This is a genomic window from Pseudomonas sp. F01002 (assembly GCF_004402115.1).
GTDB lineage: Bacteria > Pseudomonadota > Gammaproteobacteria > Pseudomonadales > Pseudomonadaceae > Aquipseudomonas > Aquipseudomonas frigoris.
On sequence record NZ_SOPU01000077.1, the window covers coordinates 18,118 to 31,974 of the forward strand.

Below are 13,857 nucleotides of genomic sequence, written 5' to 3' on the forward strand. Positions count from 1 at the left end.
TGATTTAGCGGCTTTCTATTTCAACGGAACTGGGCGAACACGCCGGCCAGCGGCGCAGTCGACTCCCGCAGGACAATACTGGGCGTCACGATCCGTTGATCGGTGGCCATATCCGGTGTGGCAATTCTTCTTAAAAGCACTTCGGCCGCCATCTCGCCGAGTTGCAGGATCGACTGCCCCACGGTGGTCAGCGCCGGGTACACATAGCGGCTCATCTGAATATCGTCGAAGCCGATCACCGACAGCTCTGTCGGTACACGAATGTTGCGCTCGGCCGCCGCTCGCAGCACACCGATGCCAATCATGTCGTTACCGGCGAAGATCGCGCTCGGCGGGTTCTTTTCCAGCAGTATCGCGGCGGCGTTGTAACCGCCAGTGCTGGTGAAGTCGCTTTCCAGCATGCGCTCGCGGGATACTTCGACACCCGCCTCTTTCAGGGCACGGCAATAACCGGCCAGACGCATCTGCGCCACGCTGGTACTCGCCGGGCCGCCAATGGTGGCGATGTCCCGGTGCCCCAATTCCAGAAGGTGGCGGGTCGCCAGATAGGCGCCGTATTCGTGATCGATCCGCACCAGGTCGGCATTCACACCTTCCAGTCCACGGTCGACGATCACCATCGGCGTACGCACGCCTGCAAGGCCCTCCGCCAGCCCCGCGTCACCGCCAGCCGAAGCGACGATCAGCCCGTCGATGCGCTTTTCCAGCAGTACCCGCAGGTAGCTACGCTGCTTGTCCGGGTTGTCATCGGAGTTACAGAGAATCACGCAGTAGCCATTACGCTCGCAATAATCCTCAATGCCTCGCGCCAATTCGGCAAAGTACGGGTTAAGGCTATTGGGCACCAGCAACCCGATGGTCGCCGTGGTTTTGGCTTTAAGGGACCGGGCCACGGCGCTAGGCACGTAGTCGAGGGTTTTGATTGCCGCCTCAACCTTGACCCGCACCTCTTCGCTCACCGGCCGGGTCTTGTTCACTACGTGGGAAACCGTGGTGTAGGAAATTCCCGCGAGCGCTGCCACATCCTTGATCGTTGCCATGACTCAGGTCCGCCGGCTTGCGCGCTGACTGCGATAAGTATCAAGCACCACCGCCACCACGATCACCGCGCCGGTGATGATGCGTTTGGTGGGCTCAGTCGCGCCGATCTGCGCCAGCCCGGCCGCCAATACGGAAATGATCAGAACCCCGAAGAACGTACTGATGACCGAACCGCGGCCACCCATCAGGCTGGTGCCGCCGATCACGACCGCGGCGATCACTTGCAACTCCAGCCCGGAGCCGGCATTCGGATCCGCCGCTTCCAGGCGAGAAATCTGGAACAGCGCAGCAATACCGGCCAGCAGCCCCATCAGACTGAATACCAGAATCTTGTAGGGCTTCGGATTGATCCCTGCAAGACGCACCGCCTCTTCGTTGGTGCCGATGCCGATCAGGTAACGACCGAAGACGGTACGCGTCAGCACTGCCTGGGCAATGAAGATGATCAGCAAGGCAATGATGAACGACGGCGAGATGCCGAAGGCGATCGGGTTGGACAACCAGGCGAAGGCATCACCGATGTAGGCCGTGCGCGACCCGGTCATTTGATAGGCCACACCGCGGGCCATTTCCAGCACGCCAAGGGACACGATGAACGACGGAATGCGCCACGCCACAGTGATCGAACCCGTAATGGTCCCAGCCAGTGCTGCCGCCGCCATTCCGAGCAGCGCCGCAGGCAGCACGCTCCAGCCCCAACCGAGAATCGCCACACTGACCGTTGACGCTGCGAGTGCGAGCACCGACCCCACCGACAGGTCGATGCCGCCGATGATCAACACGAACGTCATGCCGACCGCCAGCACCATCAAGTCCGGAATCTGGTTGGCCAGGGTGCTGAAGGTGTCATAGGACAGGAAATGGCTGCTCAGAACCGAGAACAGCGCGACCATTGCCAGCAAGGCACCGGCCAGACCCAGATAGGTACCGAGGCCGTAGAAGTTGCCACTACGTTTGCCGGCAGTCACTGCAGTATTCATGCGAGATCCCTAGGCGCTGCTTCATTGAGCAACGCATCACGTTTTTGGTAGCCGGCGAACGCGGCGGCAAGCAAATCATCCTGGGTCCAGCTGTCACGCTCAAAGGTGTCGATCAGACGTCCCGCCGAGAGCACGCCGATGCGGTCGCAGATCAACATCAGTTCACGCAGGTCGCTGGACACCACTACGAGCGCTTTGCCTTGACGGGTCAGCTCACCGAGCAAGGCATAAATGTCAAACTTGGCGCCGACGTCGATGCCACGCGTTGGCTCGTCGAACAGCATCACCGAGCAATCACGCTCAAGCCACCGGCCGATCACGACTTTCTGCTGGTTACCACCGGACAGTTCCGACACAAGTTGCGTCGGGCTGGAGCTGCGAATGCGCATGGCGTCGATCTGACGCTGGGCCAGCGCCATCTCGTCACCATTGTTGACGAAGCCACCGCTGGAAATCACAGGCATATTGCCCAAGGCAATATTCGCACTGATCGATTGGGTCAGCAGCAGGCCTTCGCCTTTGCGGTCTTCAGTGATCAGGGCAATGCCATGACCGACCGCGTCAGCCGGCGAGCGGATACTGACGACTTGTGCTGGCGAACCGAGCGCAACAGTGCCGCTGTCTGCGATGTCAGCACCGAAAATCAGCCGCAGCAACTCGGTGCGCCCTGCCCCGATCAAACCGGAAATCCCGTAGATCTCGCCGGCGCGTACTTCGAAGGACACGTCGCGAACCTTGTCGGAACGGGTCAGCCCTTTGACCGTCAAGGCTGGAGCGCCGATCTTGCGCGGGCCCATGTCGATATGTTCGCCGAGTTCACGGCCGACCATCAGCGTCACCAGTTGCTCACTGTTGTAATTGGCCATCGGCTCGACGCAAACCAGGTTGCCATCGCGCAGTACCGCAATACGCTGGGCGACCCGCGCCAGTTCTTCGAGACGGTGCGAGATATAGATGATCGACACGCCGCGAGCTTGCAGACGAGTGATCTGCTCGAACAGCATCTCGACTTCACGGTTCGTCAACATCGCGGTCGGTTCGTCGAGGATCAGCACGTGGCAATCGCCGATCAGGTTGCGGGCGATCTCCACCATTTGCTGGTGACCGATGCCCAATTCGCCCACCAGCGTATCCGGGTCAATCGCGTCGAGGCCGACCTGGGCCATGGCTTCGATCGCTGCCTTGCGCAATTGCCTACGACTGATCCAGCCGCCCTTGCTGGGCAGGTTGTCGAGGAACAAGTTTTCCGCCACCGACAGGGTCGGCAACAGATTGAGCTCTTGCATCACCATGCGGATGCCGAGGTCTTCGGCCTGAGTGCGGCTTGCGGGGCGGTAATCCTGCCCCTGGAATTGCATGTGGCCGGTGGTCGGTGCGACCAGTCCGCCGATGATCTTCGACAGCGTGCTTTTCCCCGCGCCGTTTTCGCCGGTCAGCGCCAGCACTTCACCGCGCATCAGCGTCAGATCGATGCCGGTCAGGACCGGTTGGGCGTAGGTCTTACCGATACCGCTGACCGAGAGGACAGCGTTCGGGGCAGAAACTGACATAAAAACTCTCCATGCGCTCGCCCCGACGGGCGAGCACCGTTGTGTCGCCAGAAGGACTACTTGGTGACCAGCTCTACCGGAGTTTCGATCACGCCATTGGCGCCGCTGTCGACTTTCTCACCCTTGATGATCTTCAGCGCAGTCTCGATGCCGAACACGGCTTGCCTGGCTGCAAACTGGTCAGCGGTAGCCAGAACGCGGCCATCCTTGAGCATTGGCTTGATGGCATTGATGTTGTCGTAACCGACCACTTGCACCTTGCCGGCCTTGCCCGCTGCACGCACGGCGGATACTGCGCCGACGGCCATGCTGTCGTTGCCGGCCAGTAGGGCTTTGACTTGCGGGTATTCGCTGAGGATCGAGGCAGCAACCTTGTTGCCTTTGTCGATTTCCCAGTCACCGGACTGCAAAGAGACGACCTTGATCTGCGCCGCTTCCATTGCATCCTTGAAGCCTGCGGTTCTTTGCTGTGCGTTGGTGGTGGTTGAAACGCCTTCGATGATGCCGACTTCGTCCCCGGCCTTCAGTTGCTTGGCCAGGTACTCGCCCACCAGACGCGCGCCTTTGCGGTTATCCGGGCCTACGAACGGTACGGTGATGTTTTTGCTTTTGACCACCGCCGGGTCCAGTTGGTTGTCGATGTTGATCACGGTGATACCGGCATCGATGGCTTTCTTGATCACTGGAACCATGGCCTTGGAGTCAGCCGGCGCGATGACCAGCGCATTGACCTTGGCCAGAATCATTTGCTCGACGATGCGTGTCTGGCCAGCCGTGTCGGTTTCGTCTTTGATGCCGTTGGAGATCAGCTCGAAATCGCCGGAGTGGTCTTTCTGATAGGCCTTGGCGCCGTCTTCCATGGTCAGGAAGAATTCATTGGCCAGGGATTTCATGACAAGCGCGACTTTGGGTTTTTCAGGAGTCTCGGCGAAGGCCGAAGAGACAGGTAACGCGATGGATGCGGCAGCCAGCATAGCGACAACGAGAAGACGTCCAGCGAATGGCAGCTTCATGGGTTCACTCCGATCTTATGATTATTCTGAGCAACGCTTGCGCTGGCGTAGGCTTCATTGCGCTCACTGATGGATAACCACCGGGAGCACCGCGCAAACGTTTGCGTAGAACGAACTATGCGAACCCTGCCGACATTTGTCAACGAGCAGAAAAGCCGTTTTGCGGGGGAAACCGCAAATGCCGGCATTCATGTCATGCCGTCGTGTTGACCACCGATCCGGTGCTGGAGCCTTTGGCCATTTCCTTGTAAAGGCTGTTGGCCGTTTCCAGTATTGCGGCAGTGGTATCGGCCATTTGCCCCTGAATCGCCATCACCACGGTGGCCTTGGCTTCTGGCGTCGGGTAAGACGCCGATTGGGCCGCCGCCAATTGCTGCTGTTGCTGACGCAGTTGCTCTTGCAGTTCTTTCAGTCGCTGGAGCAAAACCTTTTCCGCCACCGAGGCGTTGTCGGCGCCATCCGTTTCTTTCGACGCCTCCTCACTTTTACCCAGGCCCACAGCGCCGGTTCTGACTTGCTTGCTGTCGCTTTCCTTCGCACCCAACGCTTGATTCGCGGCATCGGCCGTCTGATCGCTCAACGCTTGAATCGTAGCGGCGGACTTGCCGCCGATGGTGACGCCTGCGGCGTTTGGGATACCAATGGATAACGACATGTGAACTCCTGAGTAGAAAGATCCTTTAAGGGAGCATCGACCGAAGCGCGGGTTTCTTTAGCACTAATTCTCAATCTGGCAAGGCGATTTGCTCTATAGAGGTCGTAGTACTTTTCGGAGAGCCGAACACAAACGCTCAACGCGTTCGGAAACCCGGACAACAGACTGTGCAACCATTCTGGCCAATCAAATAAATACTGATACAAATCATCAAGTTAAAAGTTTTCCTCATTCAAAGTAGGACTGGTACAGATCCTGCTCATCTCATTTACCCCAAGCGTTCAGATCCGCCTGGGGCGCATCTAGATGAACCTGCATCAGCACCGTCTCACTACTAGAGAGAAAAATAATGACATCTGCTTTCAAGACCTTCGTTCCGGGCGCTTTAGCCCTCCTGCTGCTCCTGCCTACTGCCCTTCAGGCAAAAGAAGTCGAAACCCAACAGAAACTGGCGAACGTGGTGATCCTGGCCACCGGCGGCACCATTGCCGGCGCGGGCGCCAGCGCCGCTAACAGCGCTACCTATCAAGCGGCAAAAGTCGGCATCGAACAATTGATCGCCGGGGTTCCGGAACTCAGCCAGCTGGCTAACGTTCGTGGCGAACAGGTCATGCAGATCGCGTCCGAAAGCATCACCAACGACAACCTGCTGCAACTGGGTCGTCGAGTGGCTGAGCTGGCCGACAGCAAGGACGTCGACGGCATCGTTATCACCCACGGCACCGACACCCTGGAAGAAACCGCCTACTTCCTGAACCTGGTGGAAAAAACCGACAAGCCAATCATCGTTGTCGGCTCCATGCGCCCAGGCACCGCGATGTCGGCCGATGGCATGCTGAACCTGTACAACGCAGTGGCCGTGGCCAGCAGCAAAGAGGCACGCGGCAAAGGTGTACTGGTGACCATGAACGATGAGATCCAGTCGGGTCGCGACGTCAGCAAAATGATCAACATCAAGACCGAGGCGTTTAAAAGTGCCTGGGGTCCACTCGGCATGGTGGTTGAAGGTAAATCCTACTGGTTCCGTCTGCCGGCCAAGCGTCACACCATGGACTCAGAATTCGACATCAAAACCATCAAGAGCCTGCCTGACGTAGAAATCGCCTATTCCTACGGCAATGTCAGCGATACCGCTTACAAAGCGTTGGCTCAGTCTGGCGCCAAAGCCATCATTCACGCCGGTACCGGCAATGGCTCAGTCGCGTCCCGCGTAGTCCCATCGCTGCAAGCCCTGCGCAAGGACGGCGTGCAAATCATTCGTTCGTCCCACGTCAACGCCGGCGGTTTCGTACTGCGTAACGCCGAACAGCCAGACGACAAGTACGACTGGGTTGTGGCGCATGACCTGAACCCGCAAAAGGCTCGCATCCTGGCCATGGTCGCACTGACCAAGACCAACGACAGCAAAGAGCTGCAACGGATGTTCTGGGAATACTGATTCGCCCTCGCCCGACCGGTTCCGGTCGGGCACTGCTTTCACCACTCGCCAACCCAGGCGAGTGGCTCACATCCCCTTCCGATATTTCGATAAAAATTTTCCCTTCGTCCTACACCAAACGGAAAAATTGCTGTCAGAGGATTTTCTTGAATTTTAAGCAGTTGCGAAAATGCTTACAGTTAAATACTGTATGCACGTACAGCTTAATAAGGATAATTCCGTGGCCAACACCTCTGCCTCACCTGACTCCTATACACGCATGGGTATGCGCGTTCAAAAAATCATCAATTCCCCCACCGCCCAAAAAGCCAAAGCTGCCTTGATCTTCCGTCTACCGGACGAACCCGTGGATGAGTGGGAACAATTACTCGAAGAAATCGACGAGAACGACAACGTCACCCTCGCCTATCGCGACGATGGCGGGGTACAGATTTTTTGGGTTGTGCCGAAGGAAGATTGAGTCAATGAGTGTCCGCTGGTTTGCTTTGCTGTTTTTGTTCATCACCCTCGGCGTACAGGCTGGCGCCCCACGCACTTTCAACGAAGCCAAGAAAGTTGCCTGGAAGCTCTACGCACCGCAATCCACAGAGTTCTATTGCGGGTGCAAATACACCGGCAACAAGGTCAACCTCGCAGCCTGCGGTTATGTACCGCGCAAAAACGCCAAGCGTGCTTCCCTCATCGAGTGGGAGCACATTGTTCCGGCCTGGCAGATCGGCCATCAGCGTCAGTGCTGGCAAGAAGGTGGGCGCAAGAACTGCACGCGTTACGATCCAACCTACCAGAAGGCCGAAGCCGATCTGCACAACCTGGTGCCGAGCATTGGTGAAGTTTATCTAGGAGCGCCTCCCCCCCCCCTAGTTGTTGACACCTTTCCCCTGCACCACTGATGAAACCTTTCAACTCCCCGTTCAAAAGTCAGCTTGAACGGAGATCAACAAATACCGGAGAGGACGTTAAATTTTCTTCGGCCCGGTCTGGCGTCAGCCCACACTGGAACTGATGCCTGTCCCCTAGCGACTATAAGCCCAGACAGGTGCCTACGCTGTCAGTGAGTTCGGTCTCCCAGAGCTGATCTTTGATCCCTTGCGGTACCGACCAACGAGGGTCTCATCTGATTGATTCCTACGTTTTGGCTTTCATCGCGCTACGGCGGATACAGAGACCTTTCTCTCGTTGCCTCGTCCTGTACTCGAATGGGTTTCAGTAACACTAGAATCATTGCCTAACAGGACTGATCGAAAAGCATCATTGCATCGTGGTCGGATTTATCCTCGCGTTGATCACCGCTCCACGTGAATCTTCAATGGAGTATTACATCCAGTGCGACCTTTACCAATTTCGAACCTAATGCAAAGCACCTACACTCTTTGTTATGCATTACTAGTTTTAGTCGCACGACAGGACACACCTGAAGAAAAACGAGAATTCTATGGCGAACTTTGGCTTAAAATGTTAGCCGTCGCACCGTAACCTTTTGACTGCCGGCAACCACTGATAAACAAGAAATTGTAGAGCTGTAGTGGTCTACTGAAACCGGACACCCATTTAAGCGAGAATGCTCGCCAGACTGAGGTGTCAGATGACCAAGCAACGCCGTACCTTTTCACCAGAATTCAAACGCGAGGCTGCTGACCTCGTGCTCAAGCAGAATTACAGTTTCACTGAAGCCAGTCGCTCACTGAGTGTTGGTGAGTCGGCTCTGCGCCGCTGGGTTGACCAGCTTCAGAAAGAGCGCACCGGCGTCACACCCCAGAGCAAGGCCCTGACTCCAGAGCAGCAAAAAATCCAGGAGCTGGAAGCTCGGATTGCTCGCCTCGAACGCGAGAAATCAATATTAAAAAAGGCTACCGCGCTCTTGATATCGGAAGATCTCGAGCGTACGCGCTGATCAATCAGCTAAGCGTCCATGAGCCTGTTGACTGCTTGTGCGAGGCATTTGAAGTTGCCCGTTCGGGCTACTACGCACATCGTCTCAGGCGGCGAACACCAGACGTTGAGCGCCTCAAGTTGCGTAGCAGAGTGAACGAGTTGTTCACCCAAGGACGAAGTGCGCCGGGCAGTCGAAGCATCATGTTAATGATGCAAGAAGAGGGTGAGCACATTGGACACTTCAAGGTACGCAGGCTGATGCGTGAGCTGGAACTGGTCAGCAAACAGCCGGGATCACACGCCTATAAAAAGGCGACAGTCGAGCGGCCTTATATCCCAAATATCTTGAACCGGGAGTTTGATGTCGAAGCGCCCAACCAGGTTTTGTGCGGCGATATCACATATATCTGGGCACAGGGAAAATGGCACTACCTTGCGGTTGTTATGGATCTTTACGCCCGCCGAGTGGTGAGCTGGGCGTTATCCGCAAAGCCGGATGCAGACCTAGTGGTCAAGGCACTGGACGTGGCTTACGAGCAGCGTGGCAAGCCTCAAGGGCTACTGTTTCACTCGGATCAGGGATCGCAATATGGCAGTCGCAACTTTCGCCAACGGCTGTGGCGTTACCGCATGCGCCAGAGCATGAGTCGCCGAGGAAACTGCTGGGATAATGCGCCGATGGAACGGGTATTTCGCAGCTTGAAAACAGAGTGGATACCGACTACGGGGTACATGACAGGCCAACAAGCTCAGAGAGACATCAGCCAGTACCTGATGCATCACTACAACTGGATTCGACCTCATCAATTTAACGATGGGTTGGCTCCGGCAAAAACCGAAGAAAACCTTAAAACCGTGTCCGGGATCAGTTGATCCACTACAAGCCCACTACAAATAAGGCAATAATTAGAAACTAGAATTAACAGATATAATCGCGCGGGGGCGAAATAACGATATCACTTGCTGAAACCAGCTAATCTTTACGAACCCTACTAAGAGTAATTACCATCTCTCTGAGTTGACCATTTAGGCTCCTATTCCTGTCCTTCAGTTCATCATTTTCGATAGAAAGCGATTCGTTCAGTAAAACAAGTTCAGACTTTGACTGAGCTAGACTTTCTCTGATCGCAGAAGTAAAAGCTTCCGCCAGCCGTAAATTTTCTAACGTTTTAAGTTCGGTTTTAAGCAAGGCTACTTGCTTAATCAATTCTGACTTTGTTAGTTTTCTACCGCTCACACTTCTCGCACTGTTTTTACTTATCCAATATTCATCGAGCTCGGCATTTTTCTGAGCTATAAAGTTTATTAGATCTGGTTGGCGTCGGGTACTGAGCAGACTTGGATCAACTGAACAATCCTTGGCCAACCGTCGTAGAACAATTTTACGTTCTTTTATCGGAAGATCTATTTGCAAATCTATGTTTGATTTAATCAGATCAAAATAAAATATGCCTCGAACATACAACTTTTTGCACGACGCCGACTTGGCCCATGATGGCATCTGTACGACGGGAGATGGTTTTTTATAATTATCAAGGCTAAAATCCATCACTTTCGTTTCAACCTGCGCCGTATGATTTTTACAACATCAGCGCTCATCTTTTTAATTGTATCCAGCGGATGTGTGTCAGCAATGTTCTGGTGCGCGATCGCAATGCGCTCCAACGATCTGCACTGAAGATCATTGTTCATATTATGCACACAACCACAACACAGTTCCGGACAGCTATTAACATCAATTTTAGGTAGCCCTGTGGGAGGATCAATACATTTTGCCTTATACTCTTCATCTTTACGAAGTGCGCAGAACCCCCATTCAAATGCAGTAAACCTAACAAACAAACCAGCATGTTTTTTTATAAAATCGGTTAACTCACTGTATGTATATACAGACACAGCTTTTAATTCCCTCTGTAATCGTTTTGCTGCCGGCCCATGAAATCTATCTTCCAAGCTACCCTTTGCCACTCGATGCATTACTTCTTCAAGATAATCACGTTCAAGGCTCATCTTCACAGAGTCACTCAGTTTATTTTTAGTATAGCGCCTCATCTGATACGACCCCTTTACATGACGATAGTGCTCCCTTAATTTCGGGAGAATATTCCCATCAAATCGGCGAATAGCGAATTCGGCAAAGGTATGCCGCGCTTGGTGCGGGCTAATAGAGCGATGATGTAGAATAATATCGGGAAATTTCGGAATGATCTGTTTCAAATAGAACTGTGAAAACCAATAACTCAATGTATTTTTTGCATACCTGCAATCAACCAGCCACTTTTCTGGCGTCCAACCTCCCCATTTCAATGTTGCATTGAAAGCATTACCTCGGAATCCACAGTGAAAAAGTGGAACATTGTGTTTCTCAATATCTACAGCGCACAAGTTTTTAATAACAGTTGCTGCCTGGGCCGCCATACCATGTAGTGAACGAGGAAGCATCACCCCTCTTTCGGTTTTTGTGTTCACTGTTTTGAACCACCATGAACCGTCATTATCGTGATAAAAATCACTGATATCCAATTTCTGAACTTCATTGATTCTGAACGCACTCAGCAAAAGAATGATCGCAAGCCCAGCCTTCATAATCAGCTCACAAAAATTCCCTAGCTCACTTAAGTTACTCCAAGGAAGGCAATGGAATTTCTCATTACATCTTTCATCTGCTAGCTCACCAAAGCTAATGAACGATGCGTATGTCTCCGGTTTTATTACTCGATCAATAGATTTATTTTTTTGCCACTCACGATAAGCCTTCAGCCGATCAAATCCTTTGCCATTATCGAACCAAAGCACCGGCGCGCACGGAGTTTTGCGCCATGACTCAAAGAAGACCTGAGCCAACTTGGCTTCTTCCGACTCTATAATTGAAATTGCTTCATTCAGGATAATCGATGCACATGTTAGGGGTATTGAGCCGTAGGTTCCACCCTCTATCCATTCCTCATACTCTAAATTCAATCCTTTAAGCAGTGGCGCCATCACATCTTTTTTAAATTTTTTATTGACGACAAATTGGAATCCGTCAAAAATCATTCCTTTATTATAAAGTGTACTTGACCGGCTAAGTAGTACGCATATAGTGCCGAGCACACTCCTGCTCATGACTTGATCTTTATTATTCGCAGAGAGCATTAGCGCTCTAATCATTGTCTGCGTTTCTGCTAAGCTCAATGATCTAAGCGTGCGGTCAGCATGGAATTTATGCCAATACTCGCAGATTTTTTGAATGTATATTGCCTCTGTTTTTGCGGCAGAAATACTAGACGGAACAATCCGGTTGCTTTCATCGGCATACCCTCTTGACACTTTACCCTTCAAAAATAACAACTGACCGTAAACAATCTTGGCCTCTGAACAATCCCACTTAAAAGAAAGATTAACAATTGAACCTGTATTGATATCCACTACTCTAAAGTGTGGATCACCGACTGAGTTGGATGTCGTGACTTCTTCGCCTGCAGACTCCCGCCAAGTTCTAACAACCGTTGCCATACATGACCTCTACTTACCGAATAATGGGCGCAGGAAAGGGGTTTGTCAGCATTAGATCGTGCCCTTCACTCACTGTCTTTTTGTCAAACCGCTCAAGAATGGCGTCAGCATAAGCAACTTGCATTATCAAGGCGCTCGCCCTTAGGTCTTCTACAATTGAAAGATCCTTCAATTGCTTCTCACATTCTTCTCGATAAGATATAAGCAACGCAGCCTCGACAGGACTGACAATAATTATAGTAATTTCATCACGCTCTAATTGTCCAAAGGGAGTTATACTCCATCCTTGTTTCTGACAAGCTCCTAAAAGAGCATCAAACTCTTCAAAATCGTTTATATTTGGCGCACCAGTTTTCCAACCTAAAGATTCCTTGATTTGCTCCACTGTCAGATATATATTTTTTCTGCATAAATCATTTATCTTTTTCGCATCAGCGACCATTAACTCCCCTACAGCTGTAGCGAATGCTGCTCGCTTTTCCAATCGATACTTAGTTTCACTGGCATGAATGTAATAACGCTCCTTCACGCCTGGAGAGTGCGCTGTCGCTGCTGCTCCCACAATTTCCTCCGAGTAACGCTCAAACATCTCTCCACTCTTATCATCAAGAGATTTACCATTGCGCCCTGAATCTTCATCCAAAATAGCTCGAGATTGAGCGATAATGTTCACCGTGATAGATTGTCTTTTTTTATCGCAATCAAACGCCTTTCCATTTTTCGCAGCAACTCTTTTGACACGCAGATCATCATTATGGATAGAAACTTGCTCAAGGATTTTTGCAAATGGCGCAATCTCCCTGTTAATATTCTGCATCTCGCCATAAAGCAACGTATGTGGTAGAGAAGCGAAGATCAAGGGGCGAAAAAAATCACTTTCTAGTACTTGCAGGGAACCCGGTTCTTGCACATCAAAAAGGTTGTCTTCAGCCTGAGGAAAAATCCTTAAGAAATTGGAACGCACACTCACATAATCTGTGTATGCGTCGTACCTCAGAGATCCCCTCGGATGAAGCGGGCTTTCTTTCAAGAACTCCGTCGAACGCTGCTTAATATATTCAACAGAAACAGAGCTTGGTGTGATTTTAATATCAGATACCAACAAGTCATTTATACCAGCTTGTTGTATGCGGTCTGTTGCCAGCAGCCATGCAAAACAGATTTCCTCAGCGGGGGTATGTTTTATTAAAAAAAGATAATCGAGATTTACAAAGAGCAATGGCGTCGGCCATTTTGGTCTTGAAAACTCGAGACCACCACCAACCGTCAACCCCGACTTGATATATACGTCAGCCTGTACTCTTGACAGTTTTTCTCCGCTATCGCGCTGCGCTCGAATAAAATCTGCACGGTTAGACAACAGCATTTCCTTGAGAGCACAGTCTTCGTTTGAAACGATTGCTGCGGCCATGTACCTGTAGTCACGTTTGTAATGTCCACAGTTGGCAGTCCATTTTAGCTTAAGAGAATTTCCATCACATTCACCCAAAAGTTTTTGGAGTTGTTCTTCTACTTGCCTATCACTTCGCAATACATTTCGATACTTATTCATTAGTTTCAAAAACGCATAACAAAATCTCATGCACGACCGAACCAAAAGGCGCTCATCAGTTATAACCCCAATTGTGACCTGACTGAGACTTAGATGGGATCTTGTACGTGTATTTGAAACCGATGGGATATATGCAAAGATCGTATCCGCTCCATGAACTCCACATTCCAAGCGGATAGCTGACGGCTGATGCTGTGCTCCCGATTTCCATCAGGAGCCCATCACCATGATGCGTCCCAATGCCAGCGTTGAAAAAGTGTA

General features: G+C 52.0%; 11 protein-coding genes and 1 pseudogene. 4 read left to right on the forward strand and 8 right to left on the reverse strand.

What is annotated here, in order from left to right:
* Positions 1–20: 20 nt before the first annotated feature.
* From E3W21_RS29070 to E3W21_RS29090, 5 genes are all read right to left on the reverse strand, one after another.
* Positions 21–1,040, reverse strand: coding sequence for a LacI family DNA-binding transcriptional regulator (locus E3W21_RS29070; protein WP_134423092.1), 1,020 nt, complete (start codon positions 1,038–1,040; stop codon positions 21–23).
* Between the two features lie 3 nt (positions 1,041–1,043).
* Positions 1,044–2,021 (reverse strand): ABC transporter permease, encoded by a 978-nt coding sequence (locus E3W21_RS29075; RefSeq protein WP_008145645.1) that lies wholly within the window; start codon positions 2,019–2,021, stop codon positions 1,044–1,046.
* Entirely contained in the window at positions 2,018–3,571 is a 1,554-nt protein-coding gene (locus E3W21_RS29080; protein ID WP_129443086.1) for a sugar ABC transporter ATP-binding protein, read from the reverse strand. Before E3W21_RS29080 ends, E3W21_RS29075 begins: the two co-directional genes overlap by 4 nt.
* A 56-nt stretch (positions 3,572–3,627) precedes the next feature.
* Complete coding sequence (locus tag E3W21_RS29085) at positions 3,628–4,584, reverse strand: sugar ABC transporter substrate-binding protein (RefSeq protein WP_134423094.1); 957 nt, start codon at positions 4,582–4,584, stop codon at positions 3,628–3,630.
* A gap of 193 nt (positions 4,585–4,777) precedes the next feature.
* Complete coding sequence (locus E3W21_RS29090; protein WP_134423096.1) at positions 4,778–5,239, reverse strand: hypothetical protein; 462 nt, start codon at positions 5,237–5,239, stop codon at positions 4,778–4,780.
* 349 nt (positions 5,240–5,588) lie between these two features.
* On the opposite strand from E3W21_RS29090, the gene E3W21_RS29095 reads away from it, so the two are divergent.
* The 4 genes and pseudogenes from E3W21_RS29095 to E3W21_RS29110 all read left to right on the forward strand — a co-directional run bounded on the left by E3W21_RS29095 (position 5,589) and on the right by E3W21_RS29110 (position 9,422).
* The gene (locus E3W21_RS29095; protein ID WP_129443080.1) at positions 5,589–6,677 is read left to right on the forward strand and encodes an asparaginase; all 1,089 of its coding nucleotides are present in this window, start codon (positions 5,589–5,591) and stop codon (positions 6,675–6,677) included.
* Positions 6,678–6,846: 169 nt separating this feature from the next.
* On the forward strand, positions 6,847–7,137 hold the full coding sequence (locus tag E3W21_RS29100; protein ID WP_134423098.1) for a DUF1654 domain-containing protein: 291 nt from the start codon (positions 6,847–6,849) through the stop codon (positions 7,135–7,137).
* Between the two features lie 4 nt (positions 7,138–7,141).
* Positions 7,142–7,510: pseudogene (locus tag E3W21_RS29105) on the forward strand (endonuclease); the annotation flags it as partial.
* Positions 7,511–8,259: 749 nt separating this feature from the next.
* Positions 8,260–9,422, forward strand: a protein-coding gene (locus tag E3W21_RS29110) for an IS3 family transposase (protein ID WP_134423100.1) whose coding sequence is annotated in 2 segments (ribosomal slippage) — positions 8,260–8,515 and positions 8,515–9,422 — 1,164 coding nt in all. Because the reading frame shifts where the segments join, the coding sequence is not laid out codon by codon here.
* 100 nt (positions 9,423–9,522) lie between these two features.
* Here E3W21_RS29110 and E3W21_RS29115 read toward each other — a convergent pair.
* From E3W21_RS29115 to E3W21_RS29125, 3 genes are read right to left on the reverse strand one after another with little or no spacing between them, the layout of a single operon-like run.
* Complete coding sequence (locus tag E3W21_RS29115; RefSeq protein WP_134423102.1) at positions 9,523–10,098, reverse strand: hypothetical protein; 576 nt, start codon at positions 10,096–10,098, stop codon at positions 9,523–9,525.
* Positions 10,098–12,044, reverse strand: coding sequence for a hypothetical protein (locus tag E3W21_RS29120; protein ID WP_134423104.1), 1,947 nt, complete (start codon positions 12,042–12,044; stop codon positions 10,098–10,100). The genes E3W21_RS29115 and E3W21_RS29120 overlap by 1 nt, the downstream gene beginning before the upstream one ends.
* A gap of 13 nt (positions 12,045–12,057) precedes the next feature.
* Positions 12,058–13,596 carry a hypothetical protein gene (locus E3W21_RS29125; RefSeq protein WP_134423106.1) on the reverse strand — a complete coding sequence of 513 codons (1,539 nt, stop codon included), beginning with the start codon at positions 13,594–13,596 and terminating at the stop codon, positions 12,058–12,060.
* Between the last annotated feature and the right edge of the window lie 261 nt (positions 13,597–13,857).

Coding starts and splice junctions, on each gene's coding strand:
- E3W21_RS29070 (WP_134423092.1), bottom strand. CDS start 1,040: ATGGCAACGATCAAGGATGTGGCAGCGCTCGCGGGAATTTCCTACACC.
- E3W21_RS29075 (WP_008145645.1), bottom strand. CDS start 2,021: ATGAATACTGCAGTGACTGCCGGCAAACGTAGTGGCAACTTCTACGGC.
- E3W21_RS29080 (WP_129443086.1), bottom strand. CDS start 3,571: ATGTCAGTTTCTGCCCCGAACGCTGTCCTCTCGGTCAGCGGTATCGGT.
- E3W21_RS29085 (WP_134423094.1), bottom strand. CDS start 4,584: ATGAAGCTGCCATTCGCTGGACGTCTTCTCGTTGTCGCTATGCTGGCT.
- E3W21_RS29090 (WP_134423096.1), bottom strand. CDS start 5,239: ATGTCGTTATCCATTGGTATCCCAAACGCCGCAGGCGTCACCATCGGC.
- E3W21_RS29095 (WP_129443080.1), top strand. CDS start 5,589: ATGACATCTGCTTTCAAGACCTTCGTTCCGGGCGCTTTAGCCCTCCTG.
- E3W21_RS29100 (WP_134423098.1), top strand. CDS start 6,847: ATGCTTACAGTTAAATACTGTATGCACGTACAGCTTAATAAGGATAAT.
- E3W21_RS29115 (WP_134423102.1), bottom strand. CDS start 10,098: ATGGATTTTAGCCTTGATAATTATAAAAAACCATCTCCCGTCGTACAG.
- E3W21_RS29120 (WP_134423104.1), bottom strand. CDS start 12,044: ATGGCAACGGTTGTTAGAACTTGGCGGGAGTCTGCAGGCGAAGAAGTC.
- E3W21_RS29125 (WP_134423106.1), bottom strand. CDS start 13,596: ATGAATAAGTATCGAAATGTATTGCGAAGTGATAGGCAAGTAGAAGAA.